22 protein-coding genes are annotated in these 24937 nt (G+C 59.6%); 13 read left to right on the top strand and 9 right to left on the bottom strand.

Features of this window, described 5'->3' with window-relative positions; genetic code table 11:
- Positions 1–8 precede the first annotated feature (8 nt).
- From DDF78_RS00505 to DDF78_RS00555, 11 genes are all read left to right on the top strand, one after another.
- Complete coding sequence (locus tag DDF78_RS00505) at positions 9–353, top strand: hypothetical protein (RefSeq protein WP_152579905.1); 345 nt, start codon at positions 9–11, stop codon at positions 351–353.
- An 11-nt stretch (positions 354–364) separates the two neighbouring features.
- Positions 365–730, top strand: coding sequence for a hypothetical protein (locus DDF78_RS00510; RefSeq protein WP_152579904.1), 366 nt, complete (start codon positions 365–367; stop codon positions 728–730).
- Positions 731–732: 2 nt separating this feature from the next.
- Positions 733–5253, top strand: a complete 4521-nt coding sequence (locus DDF78_RS00515; RefSeq protein WP_152579903.1) for a phage tail tape measure protein — start codon at positions 733–735, stop codon at positions 5251–5253.
- Positions 5254–6141, top strand: a complete 888-nt coding sequence (locus DDF78_RS00520; RefSeq protein WP_152579902.1) for a hypothetical protein — start codon at positions 5254–5256, stop codon at positions 6139–6141.
- A 48-nt stretch (positions 6142–6189) separates the two neighbouring features.
- Positions 6190–7119, top strand: coding sequence for a hypothetical protein (locus DDF78_RS00525; RefSeq protein ID WP_152579901.1), 930 nt, complete (start codon positions 6190–6192; stop codon positions 7117–7119).
- On the top strand, positions 7116–8354 hold the full coding sequence (locus DDF78_RS00530; protein WP_152579900.1) for a hypothetical protein: 1239 nt from the start codon (positions 7116–7118) through the stop codon (positions 8352–8354). Before DDF78_RS00525 ends, DDF78_RS00530 begins: the two co-directional genes overlap by 4 nt.
- Before the next feature lie 9 nt (positions 8355–8363).
- Positions 8364–12359 (top strand): methyl-accepting chemotaxis protein, encoded by a 3996-nt coding sequence (locus tag DDF78_RS00535; protein ID WP_152579899.1) that lies wholly within the window; start codon positions 8364–8366, stop codon positions 12357–12359.
- A gap of 45 nt (positions 12360–12404) precedes the next feature.
- Complete coding sequence (locus DDF78_RS00540) at positions 12405–12722, top strand: hypothetical protein (protein ID WP_162000924.1); 318 nt, start codon at positions 12405–12407, stop codon at positions 12720–12722.
- The gene (locus DDF78_RS00545; protein WP_152579897.1) at positions 12719–13129 is read left to right on the top strand and encodes a hypothetical protein; all 411 of its coding nucleotides are present in this window, start codon (positions 12719–12721) and stop codon (positions 13127–13129) included. The genes DDF78_RS00540 and DDF78_RS00545 overlap by 4 nt, the downstream gene beginning before the upstream one ends.
- An 82-nt stretch (positions 13130–13211) precedes the next feature.
- Positions 13212–14153 carry a GH25 family lysozyme gene (locus DDF78_RS00550; protein WP_162000635.1) on the top strand — a complete coding sequence of 314 codons (942 nt, stop codon included), beginning with the start codon at positions 13212–13214 and terminating at the stop codon, positions 14151–14153.
- Complete coding sequence (locus DDF78_RS00555; protein WP_162000925.1) at positions 14153–14629, top strand: hypothetical protein; 477 nt, start codon at positions 14153–14155, stop codon at positions 14627–14629. Before DDF78_RS00550 ends, DDF78_RS00555 begins: the two co-directional genes overlap by 1 nt.
- Before the next feature lie 134 nt (positions 14630–14763).
- On the opposite strand, the gene DDF78_RS00560 is transcribed toward DDF78_RS00555, so the two are convergent.
- The 9 genes from DDF78_RS00560 to DDF78_RS00595 all read right to left on the bottom strand — a co-directional run bounded on the left by DDF78_RS00560 (position 14764) and on the right by DDF78_RS00595 (position 22947).
- The gene (locus DDF78_RS00560; RefSeq protein WP_152579894.1) at positions 14764–15771 is read right to left on the bottom strand and encodes a hypothetical protein; all 1008 of its coding nucleotides are present in this window, start codon (positions 15769–15771) and stop codon (positions 14764–14766) included.
- A 256-nt stretch (positions 15772–16027) separates the two neighbouring features.
- Positions 16028–17260 (bottom strand): DUF262 domain-containing protein, encoded by a 1233-nt coding sequence (locus DDF78_RS00565; RefSeq protein WP_152579893.1) that lies wholly within the window; start codon positions 17258–17260, stop codon positions 16028–16030.
- Positions 17261–17704: 444 nt separating this feature from the next.
- Positions 17705–17872: a hypothetical protein gene (locus DDF78_RS11665; RefSeq protein WP_154677494.1), complete on the bottom strand. Its 168-nt coding sequence runs from the start codon at positions 17870–17872 to the stop codon at positions 17705–17707.
- Between the two features lie 266 nt (positions 17873–18138).
- Positions 18139–18594, bottom strand: a complete 456-nt coding sequence (locus DDF78_RS00570) for an ABC transporter permease (RefSeq protein ID WP_152579892.1) — start codon at positions 18592–18594, stop codon at positions 18139–18141.
- A 93-nt stretch (positions 18595–18687) separates the two neighbouring features.
- Entirely contained in the window at positions 18688–19365 is a 678-nt protein-coding gene (locus DDF78_RS00575) for an ABC transporter permease (RefSeq protein ID WP_152579891.1), read from the bottom strand.
- On the bottom strand, positions 19362–20132 hold the full coding sequence (locus DDF78_RS00580; RefSeq protein ID WP_152579890.1) for an ABC transporter ATP-binding protein: 771 nt from the start codon (positions 20130–20132) through the stop codon (positions 19362–19364). The genes DDF78_RS00575 and DDF78_RS00580 overlap by 4 nt, the downstream gene beginning before the upstream one ends.
- A 2-nt stretch (positions 20133–20134) precedes the next feature.
- A complete protein-coding gene (locus DDF78_RS00585) occupies positions 20135–20908 on the bottom strand; it encodes an efflux RND transporter periplasmic adaptor subunit (protein ID WP_162000634.1) in 774 nt (257 codons plus the stop codon).
- Positions 20862–21773: an efflux RND transporter periplasmic adaptor subunit gene (locus DDF78_RS00590; RefSeq protein WP_152579888.1), complete on the bottom strand. Its 912-nt coding sequence runs from the start codon at positions 21771–21773 to the stop codon at positions 20862–20864. The genes DDF78_RS00585 and DDF78_RS00590 overlap by 47 nt, the downstream gene beginning before the upstream one ends.
- Positions 21774–22101: 328 nt before the next feature.
- On the bottom strand, positions 22102–22947 hold the full coding sequence (locus DDF78_RS00595) for a MurR/RpiR family transcriptional regulator (protein ID WP_152579887.1): 846 nt from the start codon (positions 22945–22947) through the stop codon (positions 22102–22104).
- Positions 22948–23141: 194 nt separating this feature from the next.
- Between DDF78_RS00595 and DDF78_RS00605 the strand changes: the two genes are divergently transcribed.
- Both DDF78_RS00605 and DDF78_RS00610 read left to right on the top strand, forming a co-directional pair.
- Positions 23142–23600, top strand: a complete 459-nt coding sequence (locus DDF78_RS00605) for a PTS sugar transporter subunit IIA (RefSeq protein WP_152579885.1) — start codon at positions 23142–23144, stop codon at positions 23598–23600.
- Between the two features lies 1 nt (position 23601).
- Complete coding sequence (locus DDF78_RS00610) at positions 23602–24924, top strand: PTS ascorbate transporter subunit IIC (RefSeq protein WP_152579884.1); 1323 nt, start codon at positions 23602–23604, stop codon at positions 24922–24924.
- Positions 24925–24937: the final 13 nt, after the last annotated feature.

Raw genomic sequence — 24937 nt, forward strand, 5'->3', positions numbered from 1 at the left:
GAGCATCAATGACCGCAATCTCAATGAGCCAGATCATCGGCAAATACAAGGAGACCCACCCCGAGGTCCGCGAATACACGGAGATCCTCGTGGGCGAAGGCAAAAACGCCAAGAAGTTCAAAATCAAGCATCCGGTCTACCGGACGAACGAGGAGAACCGGCGCATCAAACGCTCCGCCGACGCGGGCGGCGACGACCTCGTGAAAGCCATCCTCGGCGACGACGAGTACGAAGCATTCATCGCCGCCGGCGGGCAGGACAACGCGATCCTCATGCTCCTGCAGCTCATGAGCGAAAACGACCTGCCCGCCATGGTCGCCCCGGACTCCGAGGGAAAAGACCAAGACGACTAGCCCTACTCGACATGGCATTCCAGCTGCTCGACAACCACGGCAAGCCCGAGGAGCTGGAAGCACGCCTATGCAAGGAATACGCGCCGCGCGACCCCATCCGCGAATTCTGGGAGGGTCGGCTCACCCTCAGAGGACTGAACGCCCTGATCGGCGGACTGTCCGCATGGTCGGACCGCGAATGGCTCCTATGGAACGTGGAAAGCCGACTGCGCGAGCGCATACTCCAAGCGCACAACGCCATCTACGAGGATCCCATCAGCCAGGACGACATCAACTACCTGCCCAACCCCGATAAGACCGACGACGAGCCGGAGCCGGAAGACACCCAATCCACCATGCTGCTCGACAAGGCGGCCGCAATCATGTTCGGAGGCTAGCCATGGCAGGAAGAGCAGCATGGGTCGACGTCATGCCCAACATGAGCCTGTTCGCCAAGACGCTCATGGCCGGCACCAACCAGGCAGCCACCCAAGCCGGCCAGACGGCCGGCAAGAGCTTCGCCGCCAGCATGAACAGCGCATCCAAAAGCGACCTGCTCAAAACACAGGTCGACGCCATGACCGCCGCCGTCAGCAAAGCCGAACGCGCCACCCTCGACGCTACCCGCAACATCGTCCGAGCCAGAGACCGGCAGAAAGCCGCCGACCAGCAGGTAGCAGCAGCAGAAGCCCGACTCGCCGAACAAACTCAGAAACACGGAACGGCCAGCAGCCAGGCACTCAAAGCCCAAAGCCAGCTCACCCAAGCCCAATCCAAAGCCACCACCGCCGCCAACCAGGTCGCCGACGCCGAAAAACAAGTCAGCGCAGCCCACAAAGCCACCACCCAAGCCACCCAGGCGCTCGCCGGCAAGCAAGCCGAACTCAACGCCGAGGAAGCCAAGACCCCCGGAATCCTCGACAGGTTCGGCGGATCAAGCGAAAAAGCCGGACGAAGCGCCGGCATATTCGGCAAAGCCGTCAGCGGCGCTCGCAGCATGGTCGGCGCATTGGGCGTGACGATGGGCGCTGTCTCACTGGTGTCGTGGGTGTCGTCCGGAGTCAAATCGGCCGAGGATTTCCAGAAGCAGATGAATCTGCTGGTGACCGCCGGCGGCGAGGAGGAGTCCGCGCTGGGCGGCGTGGTCAATGGCATCAAGGGCATCGCGGTGCAGACCGGCATCAGCACCTCGCAGCTCGCCGAGGGCATGTACACGATGGAGAAGGCCCAATTTCGTGGCGCGGATGGCTTGAAGGTCCTGAAGGCTGCGGCGCAGGGCGCGACGGATGAGCAGGTCGATCTGGGCGTCATGACCAATGCCTTGACCAGCATCATGCGCTCCTACAACATCCCCGCCTCGCAGGCGTCGAGCGTCACCAACCAATTGGTGGCCGCGTCCGGCGAGGCGAAGACCACGATGCAGCTTTTCGCCGGCAGCCTGTCCACCGTGCTCCCCGTCGCATCCGCCGCAGGACTCTCATTCGCGCAGGTGGCCGGCGCCATCGCCACGCTCACCAGCCATGGCACGTCGGCCGACGAGGCTACGCAGGAGCTTTCGAACACCATCCGCGCATTGCAGGCGCCGAACAACGTGGCCATCAGGGAGATGCAGCAGTTCGGCATCAATTCGCTGGACGTGGCGAAGAACCTCGGCAAGAACGGGCTGACCGGCACCATCGGCTACCTCACCCAGACGATCCTGAAGAACATGGGGCCATCCGGCGTCATCATGCTCAACACGTTCAACCAGTCCAAGAACGCCGCCAACGACGCAGCCACCATGTTCTCCAAGCTCACGGGCAGCGCCAGGGACCTCGCCAAGGGCGTCATGGACGGGTCGGTGAGCTCCAAATCCTACCGCAAGGACCTGCAGTCGCTCACCCCCACGCAGGCGACCCTCGTCGGCCAGTGGAACACCATGTACCAGAAGTCCAAGGGCTTCAACGACCAGCTGAAATCCGGCTCGCCCACGGCACAGACCTACACGGACGCATTGAAGAAAATCATGGGCGGAGCCACCGGCATGAACACTGCGCTCATGCTCTCCGGCGGCAGCACCAAGACATTCGCCAATAATGTGGCCGGCATCAGCAAATCCGCCAAACAGAACGGCACGGACATCAGCACATGGGCCGAAACCCAGAAGACCGCCCAAGTGCAAACCGCCCGATTCAACCAGGAGCTCAACGTCTCCCGCATCACCATGGCCTCCAAATTCCTGCCCGCCATTACCGGAATCATGCGCGTCACGACCAACGCCGCCACCGGCATCGGAGACTTCGCCAGCAAGCACACGACCCTCATCAAGGCCCTCGCCATCACCACCGCAGCAGTCGGCGGCATGATCATCGGCTACAAGGCGTTGCGCGGAGCCATACTGCTCGGCCAGTTCGCGCAGATAATATTCGCGACAGCAACCGGAGGCGCTGCGCTCGCCCAGGATTCGGCGGCCATCAGCGCCGGAGCGTACGCGACCGCGCAGGGCATCGGCGCGGCGGCATCCACGCTGGCTGCGGGAGCGGCCACCGCGTTCGGTGCGGCGCTCGACTTCGCCACCGGGCCCATCGGACTCGTGATAGGCGCGATAGCGCTGCTCGCCGGAGGATTCATCCTCGCCTACAAGCATTCCACCGCATTCCGCAACATCGTCAACGGCGCATTGGACGGCGTGAAGAATGCGGCCATCGGCGTCGGCCACTTCTTCGCCGGCCCATTCACTGACTTCTTCAAGCGGAGCTGGGGAAAGGTAACCGGATTCTTCTCCGGAGCATTCAACTGGGTGAAAAGCAATTTCAAACTCATATTGGAGACCATCGGCGGACTGCTCATAGGCGGCCCCATAGGCGCGGCGTTCGTGGTGCTGTGGAACAAGAACAAGCAGTTCCGCGACACTATGGCCAATCTGTGGAACGGTTTCGTGAACGTCGTCAAGACCATCGGCAACGGGATAGTGACCACGTTCAAGTTCATCATCACGATGATCGCGACTGTGCTCATCACTCCATGGGTGCTGGCATGGCATCAGATGGAGCAGCCGGTCACATGGCTCTGGCACAACGTCATCGAACCAGCATTCAACGGCATAAAGAATACGATAAGCGCAGCATGGAGCATCGTCAAGACCACGGTCATCGACGCATGGAACAACGAGCTGCGAATATGGGGCGCCGTATTCACATGGCTCAATGCGAGCATCGTGCAGCCGGTCTGGAACGCCATCCGAACCGCGTTCAGCACAAGCTGGAATTGGATACGCGACAATGTCATCACTCCATGGGACAACGCGGTGTCCGTCATGGGCAATGTTCTCAGATGGCTGTGGAACGGCATCGTCGTACCCGCATGGAACGGTATGACGGGAGCGTTCGGCGCGGGCTGGAACTGGATCAGGACCAATGTCGTCAACGCATGGAACAACGCGATGACCGGCATGGGCAACATGTTCAACTGGCTGAACAGCAACGTCATACAGCCTGTCTGGGGATCCATCAGCGGCGCTTTCAGCAATGGCTGGAACTGGATCAGCCAGCACGTCGTCACCCCGATGGAGGGCGGCATCCACGCCATCGGCCAGACTTTCAGCGACACGGCAAGCTGGATCGGCACGTCATGGGACAAGGTCAAGGATGCGGCCGCCAGCCCGGTGCGCTGGGTCGTCAACACCGTGTACACCAACGGCATCGAGCAGGTGTGGAACTCGGTGGCGAAGGCCGTAGGACTCGACCTGAAGCTGCCCGACGCGCCCAAGTTTGCGGAGGGCGGCATCAACCCGGGGTATGCGCCCGGACATGACACCATACTGGCCATGACCTCGCCCGGCGAGGCATGGATGGTGCCCGAATGGACGCGCGCCGTAGGAGCCGGCAACATCCAGCGATGGAACCGTCTCGCCCGGCACAGCGGGCCGGACGCGGTGCGCCGCGACATGCTCGGCTACGCGGGCGGCGGCGTCGTGCCGCGATTCGGCATCGGCGGCGTCGCATCCAAGGCCATCGACTGGACCAAGGACAAGGCTGGATGGGTCAAGGACAAGGCGGTGGGAGCGGCCAGCGCGGTCAGCAACGCCATCAGCGGGGTCGCCGGAACGGTCACCGACTTTATCGCGGATCCCAGCGGCTCGATTCGCAAATGGATCGTAGACCCAGTCAAAAGCATGCTCGGCAATGTGGGCGGCGGAGATTGGGGGCATATGCTCGGCCAGTTCCCGCTCAAGATCGCGAACGGCTTGGTCGACAAGGCCAAGAGCCTCATGTCCAATGTGGGCGGCGGACCGTCGGGTACGAGCGTCAATTTCCAGCCGGGCGCTGGCGTGGCACAATGGTCCAGCCAGGTATTGCAGGCGCTCTCGATGCTCGGACAGCCCGCAAGCTGGCTCAACACCGTAATGCGGCGCATGAACCAGGAGTCCGGCGGCAATCCCGATGCGATCAACAACTGGGATTCCAATGCGGCCGCAGGCATGCCCTCGCAGGGCCTCATGCAGACCATCCCCGGAACGTTCCACGCCTATGCAGGGCCGTTCGCAGGCCGGCCGATCACCGACCCGCTCGCCAACATCTACGCGGGACTCAACTACGCCATCCACCGCTACGGCAGCCTGTCCGCGCTGGACCAGCCGGGAGGATACGCGGAGGGCGGCATCGTGCCGCGCCGCCTCTACGACACCGGCGGAGTGCTCGGCCAGGGCATGACGCTGGTCGAAAACCGGTCCGGCTCGCCCGAACTGGTCCTCAACCAGCGCCAGCAGGATCTTCTCTTCTCCAAACGCGACCAAAACCATGAGCCTACGGCTTCCAGCACCCCCACGGTCAACCAGAAGTTCGAAATCAACGTGCATGCAGCCAATCCGCATTCAGACGGGACGATCTTCGGACGCTCCGCAGCCAGGCATGCGCTCGCATCATTGCAAGGGAGGGGCTAGATGCTCCCATACTATGCGATCTTGTATTACGGGCAGACCCAGATAAGGCTTTCAGGCAGCGTCGAGCAGGGAATTCCGGACGGCCTGGGGATAGCCAAGGCCGGCATCGAGGGCTGGCTTTCCGCGCCTGATCTGAAAGTGGATTTGACGCAGCGTGCGAATGGCGATGGAGCGCATGACATCGCTTCCAGCGACATACAGTACGCGGAGCGCACCGTCACCGTCCACTGGATCGCGATGGGCGACAGCAGGGACGAAACGCTCGCTGCCGCCATGAAGCTATCCGCCGCAGCGCATCAGACTGTCCGTCTTCGCGTGGTCGACTCGCTGAGCGATACATACGTCACCGGGTACGTGCGTCCGGAGATCGATGCGGCATGGCATGACGGCATCATGACCGGCACGCTCACCATCGTGTGCTACCGGCCGGAGCGACTCTCCTGGCAGAACCGCGAGACCCAGCTGTACCCGGTCAGCAGCGTTTCAGGCGGCCTGTCCTATGGGCCTGCAGGCAAGGGACTGGACTACGGACTGAACGGACTCGGGCTGTCATACGGCGTCACGGCAGGAGACCAGCGCAACATCGGGATGCTCCGCAACGAGGGAACGAGCCGCGCATACCCAGTGCTCACCGTCAACGGCGAATTCCCGGATGGTCTGATGCTCATCGTCGACGGGCAGCAGCTCGGATACGACAGCCATATCAATGCCACGCCGCTGGTGATCGACTCGCGGTCCGGCGGCGCATACATGGGAGGCGTCGATGTGGGCCGCTGGATCACAGGAGGGAATTTCCCGATTATCCCGCCGAAGGGGAGCGTGAGCGTCATGCTCGCCTCGTCTGGGTCCGGGTGGGTGACGTGCGATGTGCGCGATACCTACATGTGAGACATCATCGACGGCGCTCAATGCGCGCGAAACTGAAGGAGAACAAACATGACGACGGCGCTTGGAGTGGCGTATGACAGCAACGGCGTGGGGCTGGATCCGCTGACCCACCGGAAGATAATCCAAAGCGAATGGAGCAACACGGGGATAATGTCGGGACTCGTCGTGACAGGCGGGAGCGGATTGCAGTACCCCGTGTCAGCAGGAACGGCAGTATGCTCGATGGGAGACGCGGACGGATACACAGAGGCCTACTGGCCCGGCGGCCTCACCGAGAATGCTGTAGCCGCCGGAGACCTCGTATACGACCGGATCGACATAGTGTGCATGACGGCCAACACCGGGCCGACGGACAATCGCGTCCACATCACCGCAGTACAAGGAACGCCTGCGGCAAGCCCCACGGACCCAACGCTGTCACCAGGAGCTCAGCCGCTTCGCAGGATGCGGATGCCGGCGGGAGCCACGAGCACCGCATCAGCGATACCGGACGACAACATCAATTTCGCGATACGCTCCGGAGCGCAGACCGGACGCCTCGTCCACATGGAGGAGAACTACGAAGGCCCAGCGAATTTCAACGACAAGGGCAAGAACTACATCAGCATGACGAAGCAGTTCTATCTGCCCACCGACCGCCTGTTGGAATTCCGCTTCAGCGCCATCGCCTGCGCCTGCATGCACACCAATATCAAACAACCTACGCAGGATGCGACGCAGATGGCCTGCTGGTACGCAGGCATCCAGCTCGACGGCAATGACCTGCCCGGCGGCGGGCAGCAGTTCCAGGTGAGTCGCGCATGGGAGCCATGCCATCTCAACGCGCTCGCCGTAGTCCCCAGAGGTACCCGCACCGTAGCCCTGCGGAACTTCCGTGTGCAATGGGGCGAAAACGTCTATTTTATCTGCCATTCGGACACGCAGGAAACATATCCGGGCCGCATCCTCGAAGTCTGGGACCGCGGCGCAGCGCAATGACATGGCACCATTACCTCACCGAAGCGCGCACCGGACTCATCACCAAAGAGATCGACATACCATCATTCAGCGGATCCATGACCGTCAGCAGCTTCGGATTCTCCACCACCGAAAAAGGAACAGGAACAGACGGCGAAAACAGTCTCACGCTCCCATTCAGCCAATTCGACCAGCATGACGAATACGGAAACATCATCAGCCGCGCCACGCCCAGCGAAATTAACGCCCTGATCGGCATGGGACGCGCAGGACAAGCCACCACATGGTCATACGACGGCTGCGCCAACCCGCTCGGCATACCAATCCTATGGGGAGCGCTCGCCGACCGCGAGGATCACTGGCTCGACACCACGTTTTCTCTCTCCTGCACCATGGACCTGCTCGACAGCCGCCTGGCAGTGCGCGACGGCGCATACCACGACGGCACCAGCACCGACACGCTCTCATGGCAGGGACTCAGCCTGCGCGGACTGGCAGCGGAACTCGGCAGCCTCGCCACCGAACAGAAGAACTACGGTCAGCTCCCTATCCGATGGAACTACCGAGGCGAACAAGGGAACCACCAGCGCAACAGCTACTCCGCATGGAACATCCAAAACCTCAACATCAAAACACTGCTCACCAACCTCAGCAACACCGAAAACGGCCCAGACATGGGATTCCGCCCAACCTGGGCAGACAACACGCACATCATCAATGACTTCATCGCCGCCAGCGACGGCGACATCTATCTAGCAGCATCCAAAACACCGCCAACATTCACGGTCTCGCCATACGGCGGAACACTGGAAGTCACCAGCCTCTCATGGCTCCCGCCCATACAACGCTGGTACGGCACAGGAGCAGGAACAGACGCAAGCACCATCACCGCGCTCGCCGAGGACATCAGCCAACTATCCAGCAAAAACGACCCGCCGATTCTGTACGAAGCCACCTACAGCGACACCGACATCACCGACCAGCAACTACTCAAAAGCAAGCTCCTAGCGCGCCTCGCCGCACGCAAGCAGCCCATCGCCCAGCTCACCGGCACCGTCAACCTCGATGACCAGATGCCCAACGGGCAGCCCATCCACCCGCTCGGCTCATTCTGGCCCGGAGAACGCATCAACGCCGACATCAACGGATTCCGCACGCTGTCTGACGACAGATACCCACTGCGGCTCATGGAAATCGACTTCAACCAAAGCCATAACGTCACGCTCAAAACCGACGTATTCATGCCAGACATCTAAGGGGGACGCATGGCCTACCACCCAGACATCACCCGCAAAGACGATATCGCGCTCGCGCTCGATGCGGCGAATATGGCGATAGTGGTGGCGAGCCGTCAGCAGACTGGCCCTGCGGGTACGATCACGACGCATAACGCTGACGGCTCGCTCACGGTGTCGGGCCCGGGCGCGGGGTCGGCGGGCGTGGCGAAGTGGGTGGGCAAGACCACTGCCCCGGGCAGGCCGACTGGGGTCACGGCGGAGTCGCATATGGGGTGCGTGTTCGTGTCGTGGGACGGGTCGCTGGAGGATGGCCCGGACCCGTCGCTGGGGTTCGTACGCCTGTCAATCCAATACCTTGGTCCTGTCGGCGACCCGATAACGGTCGACCTGGCTGACCTGCCGTCGGCTGGTAGTACGTCATCCGTGTCGCTGCCCGTGGGCACGACGGTCACCGTCACTGCGGTCTCCTATGACGACGCGCACGACATCAACGGCACCCCAGCGCCGAACAGCTCCATGCCGAGCGACCCGATCACAGTGACCGTGGTGGATGAGAGCGTGGACATGCTCGCCCGGGAGCAGTCGGATATCGCGGCTGTGCAGGGACAGGTCGCGACGATCGACGGGAAGGCGGCTGCGGCGTTCTCGGCGGCGGACGCGGCCAGCGCGAAGGCCGACTTGGTGCGCAGCGATGCGGCGGCGGACACGCAGTCGGTGCGCGATGCCGCCGCGAAGGCCCAGTCGGATGCCACGGCGTTCGGCGCGGTCGCCGACAAGGCCGCCGCCGATATCAACACGGCCAACACGCGGATCACGACGGTCAGCAGCAAGGTCGATGGTCTGAGCACGACCATCAGCAACACGACCGATACGGCGAACAGCGCGCTCACGCTAAGCACGCAGAACGAGCAGGATCTAACAGGCGTCTCGACGACCGCGAGCAGCGCGTATTCGGACGCGCAGCAGTCATTGACGCGGGTCGCTGCAGTGGAGCAGACCGCCGACAGCCTCACGTCGAGCATTAACGGCGTGTCCACGACCGCGAGTTCCGCGTTGTCGAAGGCGACGACGGCGCAGCAGAATCTGGACGGGTTCAAGACCTCGGTCGCGTCCACGTATATCGACAAGCAGACCGCCGCGAACACGTACGCGACCCAATCCGCTTTGTCGCAGACCTCCACGAGCCTCACTTCGAGCATCAATGCGACGACGAGTACGGCGAATAGCGCGTTGTCGAAGGCGAACACGCTGAGCCAGACGGTGGACGCGCTCACGTCCACCGTGAGCGCGCAGGCCACCACGCTGGGCGGCGCCGTCTCGAACATCAGCTCGTTGCAGCAGACCGCGACGAGCCTGTCCAGCTCGATCGGCCAGACCACGAACATGGCCGCGCAGGCATTGGCGAACGCGACGGAACTCGTCATCGACGGCGGGTTCGCCAACGGCCTGGACTCGTGGACGCCGGGCGTAGGCAATCCGCAAATCTACACTGCGGACGCCACATATCCGCATGCCGTGAGAATCGACTTCGTCACCGGCAACGACAACAGCAACCGCTACCTGTCGCAGAGCCTGACGCCTCGCATGGGGCGCGCGGGGACGGACCGCGTGCTGCGCGTCCAATTCGACCTGCGGGTCATCAGCTGGAACACCAACAACGCGGGCGGCATGCAGATCGGGTTCACGTTCCAGACCACGCAGGCAGGCGGGTGGAAGGAATTCACTAACAATTATCTGACCGGTTTGGATGGTGCGTGGCGGCACTGCTCGGCTGATTTCACGCTGCCCGCCAGCGCCGACCGATTGGGAATGGCTATGATGAGCCGGTCGGCGAACGCTAACGTGTCCGCATCGTTCCTCGTCGCGAATGTGAGCGTCAGGGACATCAGCGAGGCCGCAGCCGCCCAGAGCACGGCCGGCACGGCGCTATCGACGGCGGTGACCGCGCAGCAGAATCTGGACGGGTTCAAGGCCACGGTGCAGCAGACGTACGACACGACGGCGGATGCGACCAGCCGCGAAAGCGTGCTCACGCAGAATCTCAACGGCTTCAAGACCACCGTCTCGCAGACCTACTTGGACAAGACGACCGCGACTAACACGTATCCGACGAAAAGCGACGTGAGCAGCCAGGTCAGCCAGACGGCGTCGGATATCACGAGCCAGGTGGCGGCGAAATACCAGACCTTGAGCGCGATGGGCGGCTATCCGACCACGTCCAGCATGACGTCGGCCATCAGCCAGTCGAAGAGCGATATCCTCTCGCAGGTGTCGGGAACGTATCAGACGGTGAGCGCGATGAGCGGCTATCCGACATTGAGCGCCATGAACAGCGCTATCCAGCAGTCCGCGACCGGCGTCAAATCCGACGTGAGCAACATGTACGTCACCACTGCGGCGGCCGACGGCAAGTACGCGACACAAGCGGCGCTGCAAACGACGGACGGCAAGGCGGTCGCGTCGAATGCGGCGGCCCAACTGGCGCTGGCGAACGCGCGCGAGCTGGTGCCGGACGGGAGCTTCGCCAACGGACTCGCGAACTGGACCGCCGTCAAGAGCGCGAACATCAACACGTTCCTGACCACGCTCAACAGCGTCCCGTATCTGGCGCTCGACCCCGCGCCGGCCGCCGGTCAATGGGCGCTGTTGTGCAGCACGCCGATTCCCGATACCGGCGTGTCCTCGACGCCGCGCACGCTGCGCCTGAGCTTCGACGCATACAGCCCGTGGGGAGGCGCGGACACCGTGTTCTACGCGTCATTCCGCAGCGGCATCAACATGATGATTCCGATGAGCGCGTTCGGCGCGAAGAACACTGTGCAGCATTTCAGCCAGGACATGACGCTGCCCGCGAACACGAGACTGGACGCCGCCCTGAGGTTCGGCATCTACACGCCGGGCGACGCGGGAATCGCCATCGGCGCGGTGAGCCTGAGGGACGTGACCGAGATAACCGCGCTGGGCGATTCGATCGCGGCCACGTACGTGTCCAATTCGAGCTTCCAGCAGAAGAGCGATAGTTTGCTTGGCACGGTGAACGGCAAGTACGCGAACAATCAGAGCGTCACCCAGCGGTTCGGCGCGCTGGAGCTGAACGACTCCAGCTTCAGCGTGACGCTCGGCTCGAAGGTCGACAAGAGCACCGCCGACAGCACGTATCTGAGCCAGTCCGCCGCCAGCGGCACGTACCTCAAGCAGACGGACGCCAGCGGCAAGTACGCGACCCAAGCCGCCTTGGCGACCACGAGCACGACCGCCAGCACGGCGTCGTCGAACGCGTCGAACGCGCAGAACCGGGTCGGCGCCCTCGAGACGTGCATGATGATGACCGCGAACGGCGTGCAGGTCGGCAAGATCAGCAACGGCCAGTTCACCGGATACTCCGCGCTCGTCAACGCCAACGGCTCGTTCGACATACTCGACGCGTCCAGCAGTCTCACCGCCCGCGTCGACAGCAACGGCCTAAGCATCTACGATGCTGGCTCGAACAGCATGCGCCCCATCAACAGGTCGGTTTTCAATCATGACCCGATCTTCATGGCCGCGACCGGCTCGTGGAACGGGGGCGTGAACAGCGGCAACAATCACGGGTTCACGGTCAACGATTTCGATTCGGCGTGCGTGCGCATCATGTTCTCCACGAATTGGAGCACGTCGGTTCGCGTGGACATCGGCGCGTACCTCGCGGCCTACGTGGGCACCACGGGCGTGACCAACGGGACCACGAGCCTGGTCATCGGCTACGGATTCCAGGTATGGCGCAGGAACGCGGACGGGTCGAACACGCTCATACAGGACGTGACGCCCCCCAAGTGCGTGAAATGCACGAACGCGGTCTGGGAGGACACCACCCAAAGCACGGTCGGCGGCTCCATGAGCCTGTCCGTGCCCGTGACCAGCCTGCAATCCTACACGACGTACTACATCGAGACCCGGCACGTGCTCATGAGCTCGGTCGCGCAGAACGGCAGCTGGAACCTGAACACGAGCGGCCACTGGGCATGCGTCACACCCCTCGCCTAGCAATATTTGTCCAATAAACCCCCTAACAGAAATGAGGAACAGATAATGAACACCATCGACCTGCGCCCCCAAGCCGGCAGCATCATCTACGAGCTCGCGCGCCTGGGCTTCCAATTCGACCACAGCGACGACGGGACCGCCCAGACATGGGTCAACTACGCGATCCAGGCCCGCGCCGACTTCACCAGCCCCAGCGCCACGGAGATCATGCTGGGCGACATGGCCACCCGCCTGTCCGCCACCATCCAGGCGTCCGAACTGGCCGGCGTGGACCATATCAGCACATGGACGTCCGACAATCCCACCACGCCCGAAACGCCAGCCGAGACCCCGGCCGACGGGACCGGAGAGCCGACCGCGTGAACCCCGTAAGCTGGCTGGCAAGCCTGGACAAGGACGTGACCATAGCCCTCATCGGCCTGCTCGGCGCGCTGGTAGGAGGATTGGCGACCGGATTGTTCAACGCCATCGCCAGCCGCCGGCCCAACTTGGCGCACGCGTACAACGAGCTGGCTGCAGCCCAGTCGGAGATGCAAAGGGAGATCGACGCGCAGGACCGCAAGCTACGCAAGCTGTTCGACGACAACGAGCGTTTGCGCGCCGAGAGCCACGAGTTCGAGGACCGCGACGTGGAACGCACCCGCTACCTGCGCGAACTGTTCCACTGGCTCGACGGATTGTGCGAGTCCGGCGAGGTCGCATGGACGAAAAGCCATCCAAAGCCTCACCTGCCCGAGAGCATGCGCCCCGACTTTCCCAAGCTCCACTAGAAAGGAACCATGACATGAATCGAATGCTAAACCCGTCGAATCCGACGGGTTTGAATCACGCGAGCCGAGGCCGCGCATGGTCATGAACGGCATCGACATATCGAACTACCAGACCGGCATCGATCTCGCTGCCGTGCCGTGCGATTTCGTCATCATCCTCGTGAGCGAGGACGGCGGCGTGGTCAACCCGGACTGGCGACGGCAGTGCGAGCAAGCGCTCTCGCTCGGCAAGCCGACCATGCTCTACCACTATGTCGGAGGGCACGGCGCAGTCATGGAGGCAGACGTATTCGCCAGCGCGACGAAGGACTACCGTGGCCGGGCCGCCTTCGCGGTCGACTGGGAGACCGGCAGCAACGCGGCTTGGGGCAACGAAGGGTACTGCGAGCAGCTCGTGGCCCGGCTCAAGGCCGACATCGGCAGAACCGTCGTACTCTACGGCATGGCGTCCGCCTATCCAAGGGGCGTCGCCAATAGGCAGCAGTGCCCCACATGGGTCGCCCAGTATGCAGACAAGAACCCTACGGGCTATCAGGATTCGCCATGGAATCAGGGAACGTATCAGGCCGATATCCGCCAGTACGCCTCCACCGGCCGCCTCAACGGCTGGGCGGGCAATCTCGACCTGAACAAATCATACGCGACACGAGAGCAATGGGCCCAATGGGCCGGAAACGAGGAAGAAGTGGTGAACCAGAACGACATCAACGCCATCGCCGAAGCGGTGTGGGACTTCAACCAGAACGGAGTGCTCATGCGCGACCGCGTGCAGGGCATCGACCAGGCGGCGAACCATGTGGCCGACAGCGTGTGGAACGCCGACATCAACAAGGTGAAAGCGCGCGACCGGCTCTACGGCATGGACTCGATGCAGCTGCCCGCGCTGCGCGCGCAGGTCGCCGCCCAGGACGCCACCATCCAAGCGCTATCCAAGGCCAACGGCATTGATCCCAAAGCCGTCACTGATACGGTGACCAAGGCCGTGGCCGAGAAGCTCGCAAGCCTGAAAGTGAGCGTGGCATGATGAGCGCAACGGAACAGTACGCGCCCCTGACGCAGCCCGCAGCCACGCCTACGACGCCCAGCCCGAGCGACGATCCGACCGACGACTACCTGACCACGCTCACGCCCGCCGCCGTCCCCACGGGCAACGCCACGGCAATGCCCGCAACCGGCAGCCAGAGCACGGAGCCGTCCACGATCGCGCTCAATGCCACGCCGGTGATCGAGACGACAACCGTGGCCAGTGGCTCGCTGCCCGCGGCGGATGATACGACGACAGGTTACACGCCGACGTTCGGCGCGGCGACACGCACCGTCGTGTACGTCGCGTGCGCGGTCATCGGCCTGTTCGGCCTGCTCGCCGCCATCGCATCCCTCTCCACGGGCGCCCCCGCATGGCTCACCATCGCGTCAAGCGCTCTGAGCTTCACCGCCCCCTACATCGCCAACATGTTCGGCGTGGCCTACAACCCGCTCAAAATGAGCGGCAAACAGTGAAAACATCAACTCTGAGTTGATAGTTCAGAATACAGAATCGCCCTCGTCTCCATGTGGAGGCGAGGGCGATTTTCCGCGTTCTAAGCAATATGTAAGAAAGCATCACGTCAGACAGACCCATCTCGAAGGTTTGTCTATTCGACGTTGGAAGATTGAGGCCTGTCTTTGGTTACATACCCATCTCTAAATGCTTCGACTAGTAGGACCGCTACATAGAACGCCGCTTTTGCCTTCTTCTCATTGATTGGTTCATATCTCCCCTCATCGCCATGCCTACTTGAGTGATTGTTCATCAGCGCGTGCATAAGAGGTCTTAGCATTCCGCCCTGGACCTGAAATCTTGATTCTGTCGGCTCAATAACATAGTGCCAATTCTGATCAAACATATCGTTAGCATCACGGGACAAGGTCTGCCGAGTGCTTCTAGGTCCTATTAACGGATTGGCCAACGCTTCTACCGCTTTGATAAGATCGGCATACCCATTGTCGTAGTCTTTCTCGCGACCAAAAATCTCCGAGTATGCTTTGGCGAGCTGTTTGGACGCGAGATCACGGTGAGATAGTGAGGTTTTTACCATTTTTTGTTGATTCGGGTCCATGCGTTCAATCAATCCCGGACGCTCAGGGTTAATACTGACTCTCCATTTCGAGCTTCCTCTATCAAGGATGTCCTCAAGATCTTGTACACAAATATCCAATCGTTGAAGATAGGTAACAGAAGAGGAAGGCTGGAGAGATTGTGGCTGATGAGGATCCTCATTCACTCTGTATTCGCCCCATTCGCTTACGGATAGAATCCGTATTATCTTCTCGAGAAGAAATGCAACATATTCAACGAGTAAAGGATCCCAATCTTCTTTGTGGTTTAGCAGATAGTTGCAAGTGTCTTCGATACCGCGTAAAGGCGAGAATGGGACAGTCTTCTTTACGGTTTCCTGAAATTCCAGAATCATCTCCTCTTTCTTATGGGTATCGAAGTTTTCAGGAACTAGGAACGCCGTATCCGGATCGATGCAGAGCATCATCTCTGATCGACGAATCCATGTGCACAGCGGTTGGGCAATATACTCGGGGATTTCATCCGTGAGGACGGCGTCGGTGTTAGAATTTCCAGATTTGGCTCTTGATTTCTTCCAAAGCATAAGAGATCTCTTTTCTCTTTAACTTGTCAGACGGCGAGAAGCCGTCTCTCATCAACTATTACCTGTTTATTTCACAAGCCATTATGTTGGTTAACATGTGAAGAGTTGGAACTCTTCAATCTTTGAGGCGAAGAATCGGCATATGCACATGGTCTAAGTGCATCCATGGCGTGCGCGTCTGGAGATTTCTCAACGGGAAGTTCCAATCTCGTATCTCATCGCCTAGGCAAATAGGGGCGAATTCCGCGTTCTCGGATTACGCATGGATTCCATTTCTGTAATACTCAAAGGCAGAATCGAATGATTCGGTGAATAGTAGCTTGATTATTTCCATCGCCCGAACGAATTCGGTTTTGGAGACGCTTCTGGCGGTACTCCAGAACAAAGTTCTGTAAAGAGGAGCTCGTCGTTTCAGGAAGTCTTCCTCGTTCGACGTGTATTCATCGGAGAAGTATTTGGCAAAGGACACCGGGTCGGATTCACTTGAGTTGAATGCCGCCAGCTTAGCTGACAGATCACACAGCTGCTGTGCCCTTGACAAGGCGTTGACCGAGAAGTACTCCGGGGAATGCAACGCCATGCCGAACAGAAGTTTAACCATCCGCTTGCTTATCCTGGTCTTCTGTATCGCCGTTGGCATCTCCGCTATCTGGACGATGCCCTGATCCAGGTTGTTGATGACCTGTATCTGCTCATCAGAGAGGCCATCGGCGTTGGCAACGAAATCGATCACCTTCTGGTCGGCTGAATTGAGTTGGATCTTGTCGAACCACATGCCCAGCACCGAGTAGTAGATCTTCTCCAGTTCGGCTCGTTTGAACGACTGGCAGTTCACGTTCTCAAGGAACTGCTGTGCCGGCAGCCCGGAGAAGTAGACACTCATGGGGTTGTCCGGCAGCGAGTTGATTATCTCACCGGCTCTGAGTTTCTCCTGATTCTGCAATACCTTAAAGTAATCCCGGATCTGTGCAGGATCGGCCGCCTGCATCGTATATACGGGGATGCTGTAGGCGTTGATGTTCATCTGGATACTTGCGGGCAGGTCTTTGTAGGAAAGACGTCGGGCCCTTTCCATCTTCGCGATCCCCGCCGGATCGGAATCGCCGACGATGCCCCTGATGACGTCCTTGGCCTGGTCGGAGATCTTGGAACTGAGTTTGAACCATCGGTCGCTGTCGGCGATATACTGCTCGACATTGCCACACTCGACGAAGCGGAGGATGGTGGTCAGTCGCTGTTTCCCGTCCACGAGCTCTTGCCTGGCGTTCTTCGCGTTCGGTTCGTTGAGGTTGTTGATGACGATATTGCCGATTGGATAGTTGAGGATGATGCTGAAGATCAACTGGTCCTTATACTGATCGGTCCAGATGTACCCACGTTGGTAGTCCGGCGATATGTCCAGACCGTTCGTCCGCGCGTTCTTGATGGATGACAGTATCGACAGCATCGGCAGAGCCGATGGCGTGATGTTGAGGCGGGCGAATACCATGATGACCTTAGATTCTACGAGTTGTGTCCGATTACTTCGCTAACTATACCACAACTTATAGAATATACGGGATTGTTCGAGTATTTCGAGAATATTCGTCTAATTTAGTTAGATTCTAAATATATTTACATAAAGTAGGAAGTCTCTCATATTGCAGAAACGCCTATTCGATTTCTCCCTTCGACCCATTCATATAATAGATTCACCGCCTAGTTTGTATCCATCCATGTGACGTGCCAGCGCAGCGCCAGGGCGCTACAGGGTCTCGCCGATCGACGTGTCTCATCCCATGTATTTCCCGTACCCGCTCGGTCTTGATAAGCCGCGCTGACTCAACGTGCAACGCCATCCATATTTTGCCGTACGTTTCTGGAGTCAGCAGCCCCTCGCGCACCAGTCTCTGCGATCCCTGACGTTTTCAACCCCAAAAGCTATACCGGCGTCCTAATCGTCATCGCGCATCAGCCGTACGATCCGCGAAAGCTGCTCATGTTCCAACGCTCCCTGCGTCCACAGGTCGAGCGCGAACCGCTCCAGGGGCCAACGCGGGTCAGGACGCGGGCCAGCCTCGTCGAATGCGTCACGCAGCAGCTTGTGAATATCCTCGGCCATGGAACCAGCGTATCCGATGGCGTCCGAATCCGGTAATCACTGTAAATAACTGGCAATCATCGTGAGCACATTTTGAGCGCAGGATTAAATTATAAACAGTGATTTTCAGTGATTAGGAGTGATGACGAAAAGAGCAGTAGACCGCCCGAAAGCACAAGCGCGAGTAGGCATATGCCAACTTACGCAACTGTTGTCGACGACGGTCAAAAACACCCACGGTGGGTTCGAGTCCCACCGGGGGTACTTTTCCAATACAATGTCCGCACCTACTGATGCCGCAGGGCGTCAACTGGGTCGAGGCGGGCGGCTCGGCGGGCGGGGTAGTAGCCGAAAAGGACGCCGACGGCGATGCAGATGCCGACTGCGAGCATGACCGACTGCGCGGAAGCCGAGGGGGCAATGGCCATGCCGCCCACCATGCCACCGACTAGGCCGGACAGTGACATCGATAGGCCGTAGCCGAGCACAGTGCCGATGAGGCCGCCCATCACGGTGATGGCGATGGCCTCGGCGAGGAACTGGGCGGTCACGTCATGGCGGGTTGCGCCTAGAGCGCGGCGCAGTCCGATTTCGCGGATGCGTTCAGTCACATTGGTCAGCATCATGTTCATGATGTCGATGCCGCCCACGAGCAGCGAGATACCGGCCACGGCTCCTGCGAGTAGCTGGAAGGCACCCATGAAGCTGCTCATCTGGTCGATCACGGACTGCGCGCTGGACACCGACAGCTCCTGATCGATCTGGTCGGCAGGTATCCGAAGGATTCTCGCGGCGGTGGTCTTGCTCTGCTCAGTGAGCTTCGCAACGTCGACGCCTTACTTGGCCAGCCCGAAAATCTGCTGATAGCCGGTGCCGGAGCTCGCGAACCGCAGCGACACGGCGGAGACAGGCATATAGATGTTCAGACTGCCGTTGCCGCCTCCGCCACCCATCAGCGCCGAGTTTTCGACGACGCCCACTACGGTCGCTTCGGTGCCGTCCAAGGTCACGATCTTGCCCACCGGATTCGCATCCGCGCTGCTGAAAAGCTTCTGTACAGCCTGACTGTCGAGAATCACCGACATCGAGCCCTCGGCGGACTCGCCTTGGGTGAATGCCCGTCCTTGCGCTATTTTCAGGCCTGAGACATCGAAGTAGTGCTCATCGACGCCGGTTATGGACGCTGAAAGCTTCTCGGTCGTGGTCGGCGTCGCGATTTCCTGCGCTGAGCCGTAGTTCGATGGGGAGAGGTACTCGTAGTCGGGCAGCTGCTCACGCATCGCAGCCAGCTGATCATCGCTGACGCCAGCGCCGTTATAGGGATAGATGCTGATTGCGCGCGCCGCATTCATGTCCATTTCGCTCACCAGCGCATCGCGGATTCCGCCGACCAGCGAGGTCATGGTGATGACTGCGGTGATGCCGATGACGATGCCGAGTATCGTCAGGGCGCTTTTGCCCTTGTTGGCTTTGAGCGCGGAGCCGGTCTCCGCTATAAGATCACGAGCCTTCATCGGTACACCCCTTCACGCAGCACGCCGTCACGCATATGCAGGCAGCGGTCGGTGCGGGCGGCGACCTCGGGGCTATGCGTGATGAGCACGATGGTTTTGCCCGCATCGTGCAGCCGTTCGAAGGTGCGCATCACGGCCTCGCCCGTTTTGGAATCGAGGTTGCCAGTCGGCTCGTCGCCCAGAATGAGCGGCGGATTGCGCACCAGCGCCCTGGCGATGGCCACGCGCTGCATCTGGCCGCCGGAGAGTTCATTGGTTTTGCGGTCGAAGAGCATCGGGCTCAACGCCACCGAGCGCAGCGCCTCGATGGCACGCGCCTCGCGCTGGCGCACCGGGCAGTCGGAGTAGGCCAGCGGCAGCATCACATTGCGCAGCACGCTGGTGCGCGGCAGCAGATTGAAGGACTGGAATACGAAGCCGATGAGCCGCCCGCGCAGGTCGGAGCGCTCGTCGTCGCTCAAGTCGTGCACGTCCATGCCGCAGAGCCGGTAGCTGCCCGAGGATGGCTGGTCGAGCAGCCCCAACGTGTTCATCAGCGTGGACTTTCCCGAGCCGCTTGGCCCCATGATTGCCAGAAATTCGCCTTCGCGCACGTTTAGCGACACGCCTTTGAGCACATGCGTGAAGGTCTCTCCGGTTTCGAAGATGCGGTTGATGCTATGGGTCTCGATGATTGCAGCGCTGGTCGATGGGCGCTGCGAGGTGGCAGTCGGGTCGGCACTAACAGGCTCTGTCTTGGCACGGGATCGAATATGAAGCAGTGACATGGCTACCGCACCTTCTCGAGCGGAGCTTCGGACGCGCTGCTTACGGTCGCAGACCCATCAGTACCGGACGAGCCTTCTGCAGCGCTCGCGCTGCCGGACGCGACGACCTTATCGCCTTTCTTGAGGTCGCCATCGACCGCGGCCTTGGTGCTGTTCTTGTCTTTGACCTTGACGTTCACCCGTTTCGACTCGTGGGTGTCGGCATTGGTTTCGAGCATCACGTAGCTTTCACCCTTGCCATCGTCCGTGATGGCGGAAATCGGCACCATTAGCGTGTCGTCAATGCGCTTCGTGGTGATTTTCACGTTGGCGGTCATGCCCGGTTTCAGCCGTGGGTCGGGGGAGGGTATCACCAAGCGCACTGCATACCCGGTGCTGCCCGAGCCTTGGGAGCCTGCGCCCGTCGCCAAATTTGCAGAATCGCCTTGGGAAGCGGAAGTGGTGCTGGCTATGGTGTCGACCGTCGCATCGAGCGTGAGGCCAGGGACGGCGGAGAAAGTGACTTTGGCTGCCTGGTCCTTGGCGATTTTGGTGATGTCAAGCTCGTTGACGTTGACATTGACCTTCATGCGTGACAGGTCGGATATCTGGCATAGCGGCTTGCCGCTTCCCGAGGCCGATGCGGTGCCGGCGGCGGAAACGGCCGTGCCTGGGACCGCGCTCATGGTCAGAATCGTGCCGGCGACAGGAGCCGTCACCGTGCGTTTGCCAAGCTGGGCAGCCGCCTGATCATAGGTGGCCTGCGCCTGCTGCACGGCGATTTGCGCGCTGTTCACTCCGCTCTGTGCGGCGGGCAGCTGCTCGCCGCACAGCCGAAGCCGCAGCATCACCCTGAGCGCCGCCCTGCCGTCGCGCGTTCGCGATGCTGGTGTTGATCTGATTGACCTGAGCTTGTGCACCGTTGAGACTCGATTGTGCGGCGCGCAGCGCGAGGTCGGCTTGGTTCGCATCCTGATCGAGCTTGTCGTTGTTGATGGTGAACAGCACGTCCCCGGCGTTGACATTCGCGCCTTCCTGCACTTTCACCTCGCCGATGGTGCCGTCGACTTCCGGCGCGACGACGGTCGAGGAAATGGGCTCGATGGATCCGGTGGAGTTGACCTGATCGATGAAGAGTCCCTGCTCGACCGCTGCCGTGGGAGCGGCAGATGCTCCGCTTCCTGCTGCTGGCCGCAATGCGTTGTAGACGATGAAGCTGAGCACCAGCGCCGCGATGACGACGGCTATGATGATGCGGCGGATCAGGCGCTTTTTCTTGCGTGCCTTGCGCTCCTGCATGAGCCTGCCGAATTCGGCGCTTTCAGTGCCCTCAAGGTTTTCTGAGGATTCGGACAGCACGCCGGTGACATCGGATTGCGCGCCAGCGTTGCCCGATTCAAGTCCAACCACTGGTTGCATCTGGCGTGTCGTTTCCCCGGGTTCCTGCTCCTGAGCATCCTGCTTCTGAACACCCTGCTCCTGAACAAAATCGATGAGCTGCATCTCTTCCGACTGAACTCTTTGGAATCGTGCGTTTGACGATTGCGCCCCCTGCTGCTGTGCTCCTTGAGATTCCGTCTCCGCCCCCTGCGACTGCGCGGCATCCTCGCCGTCAGCCTGTGGAACCGGCGTCCATTCGTGGTCAGGCCTTGCATCTTGCATTGATATGTTCCTTTCCCTAGCGGGCACGGCGCGGGAGGCATCCTTGGCTTCTCCAAGCGCTCTGCCGTCGTCTGACACTCAACACATCTGTGTGCCAGAAAACCGCAAAACGCCAGAACGCCCCATTGACTGTGCAGGCGCATGCCGAATATCCGTTCACCATTCATTCCAGTACATCGCCCGCTGTCATGGTATCGGGGAACACCCTGAATTTCCCCTGAATGTCCCCATAAGTGGGGACAGCTGCGCATGGGAATGCGCATTTTCATGTGGGCATAGGCTCTGATCAGTGGAAACCGGATCGTGAGCGCTGCCTGAGATGTTACAGTTATGAGAGATGTTTCGTGGATATCACAGCCCGAATCCTGTCGCGATTCGCTTCGCCGCGTTTGCCGAAATACTGTGCGGTCAGTGCATAGAGGCAATCGTTGATTGCTAACTGCGAGGTAAAGGATTCCAAAGCTTCCAAATGTGTTTTTGAATCTTTCGAAATCGAATAAAAGACCACGTCGCCGTATTCAGTCAGGGGTGAATCGGCGAAGCTGGTGATGACGATAATTGGAACACCGTTGTTGCGTAAAGATTCGGCAAGCACCAGCGTATCGGTATCATTCCCTGTGTGCGATATGACGATGGCGCAATCTTGTTTGTCCATCAGCGCGGTTTGCATAAGAGCCATGTGATATTCGATGTCATGAATCACGGTGATGGGCATTCGCATGAATTTGTGGTAAGCGTCTAAGGCGACGATATTCGAGCCGCCCAACCCGTAGAATCCGAGTTTGCGCGCATGCACAATGTAGTCGCGTGCCTGAACCAGATCCTGTTCGTTAATCAGAGCGAAGGTTCCTGTCAGGGTTTCGATGTTAGCCGTGAGCGTTTTTCGCGCTACCGTTTTGGGCGAGTCCGCGATGTCGATATCTTCCACTGATTCGGTTTGCGTGTTGATTTCGCTGGCGAGAGCCCAGCGCAGCTGGGAGAAAGTGGAGTAGCCCAGCGTCCGAGCGAAGCGCGAAAGCGTAGCAGTGGAAACGCCGCATTCCTCGGAAATGTCGGTTATGGTCTTCGATGCGGCGTTGGTGCTGTTGTTGATGATGTAGTCGGCGACTTTGCGACTGCTTGCGCCTAACCGCTGATAGCGAGCCTTGATTCGCTCGATGATGCTCAAATCCATGCGTCTGCCCCCTAATGCTGCCGTAGTATCCCATCCTAAAGGAAGAACCAGTATTTTTGCATGTGATTCGCGCGCTCGCGTGCGGATTCGCGCCGCTACTGCACAGAGTTGCCTTATTTCTTGCAGTGATGTAAAATACAATCATAAAAATTAAATGATCGCTGACGATTATTTACTTCAAGGAGGATGAACTCATGGCTGATGATCCTATGGTGAAGGCGCGTCATGTGCAGCTGCAAATCCATGCTGATGATTGGCAGGACGCACTCGCACAGACAGCTAAGCCTTTGCTTGACGATAGAAGCATTGAATCCCAGTATGTGGCTGATATGATCCAGGCGGTTCATGAGCTTGGGCCGTATATCGTGCTGGCTCCCGGATTTGCCTTAGGACATGCGCGCCCGAGTGATGCGGTGCACCGCCCGTGTCTGGCTATTGCAACTCTCGACGAGCCCGTCGAATTCGGCAGCGAGCAGAACGATCCAGTTGATATCGTCATCGTCGTGGCTTCTACGAGCAACGACGCCCATCTTGCGATGTTGCAAAAAGTAGTCACGTTCCTCAATGAAAAGAACGGTTTTGGCATGCTACGCGAAGCCCGCACCAGTGATGATGCCCAGGCCATCGTGAGCACTATGAATAAAGGAGAATAACATGAAGATATTCGATTTTATCGTATATCAGTTTCTGAGCAATCAGACCATATTCCTCGGCCTGATCGCTTTGGTCGGCTTACTGTTGCAAAAAAAGAAGTTTCCTCAAATCGTTGATGGAGTCGTGAAAACGATCATCGGTCTGACCGTACTTTCGGCCGGTGCAGGCATCCTGATGAATTCGCTGTCGCCAGTGGTCAAATCGTTGAATGATACCCTCAACGTCGAAGGTGTTCTGCCCACCAATGATGCAGTGTTCGGCGTCGTGCTCAAATTTCAGGATGCAGCGAAGAACACTGTGATTATATTCCTGCTGGCGTTCTTCCTGCATCTGCTGCTGGTGCGAATCACTCCGGGCAAGGATTTCAAGAACGTGTATCTGACGGCGCATCTTGCGCTTTATCATTCCGCGTTCATGGCGGTGACACTGCCCGTCGTTTTGCAGACCTCGAATCCGGCCGCAATCATAGTGGTGGGAACAGTGCTGAATGCCTTGTACTACACCTATTCGCCTGCCATCACGCGTAGACTCGCACGTCCTTGGACCCACGACGTATCGACGCTGGGATTCATGGATCAGGTGGGTTCCATAGTTGCGCATTTCGTCGGCAAGTGGTGCGGCAGCTCGGATCCCGAGCAGGATGCCGACAAAATGAAACTGCCCAAGTGGGCTTCGATGTTCCGTGACAATACAGTGGTCATGTTCTTCCTTATGCCGATTATCTTCGTAGGAATTGGGCTTGCTGTTGGTCGTCAGGGCATCGAGGTTCTATCGGGTACAGGAAGCAACGACACTAATTGGATCTTGTGGCTCGTGCTTCAGGGATTCGCCTTCACCGCAGGCATTGTCATCTTGCTGCAGGGAGTGCGCATGTTTGTCGGCTCGATCGTCCCCGCTTTCAAAGGCATATCCGATAAGTTCCTTCCCGGAGCTGTCCCAGCACTTGATGCGCCCACTTTCTTTCCTTATTCGCCGATGGGTGGTATGTTCGGTTTCCTTGGCTCCACGGTCGCTTGCATCCTTGTGACGATAGGCACTATCGTGTTCCGCTCGCCGGTGATTGTGTTCCCCAGCCCAATCATCATGTACTTCGACGGCAACGTCATGGGAGTCTTCGGCAACAAGGCTGGCGGATGGCGAGGTGCCATCGCCGCAGGCTTCGTGACTGGTGCGCTTTCCTCGGTTGCAGTCATCGCGCTGTATCCGTTGACAGGCGCAGTGTACGGGTCGGGACTTACTTGGTCCAACATCGACTATGCCTTGGTTTGGACGCCAATCATGTATCTGCTCAAGCTCGTCAGAGGCCTGTTCATGGGCTTCTGATCAAGGATGTAAC

It is taken from the genome of Bifidobacterium tibiigranuli (genome assembly GCF_009371885.1).
Lineage (GTDB): Bacteria > Actinomycetota > Actinomycetes > Actinomycetales > Bifidobacteriaceae > Bifidobacterium > Bifidobacterium tibiigranuli.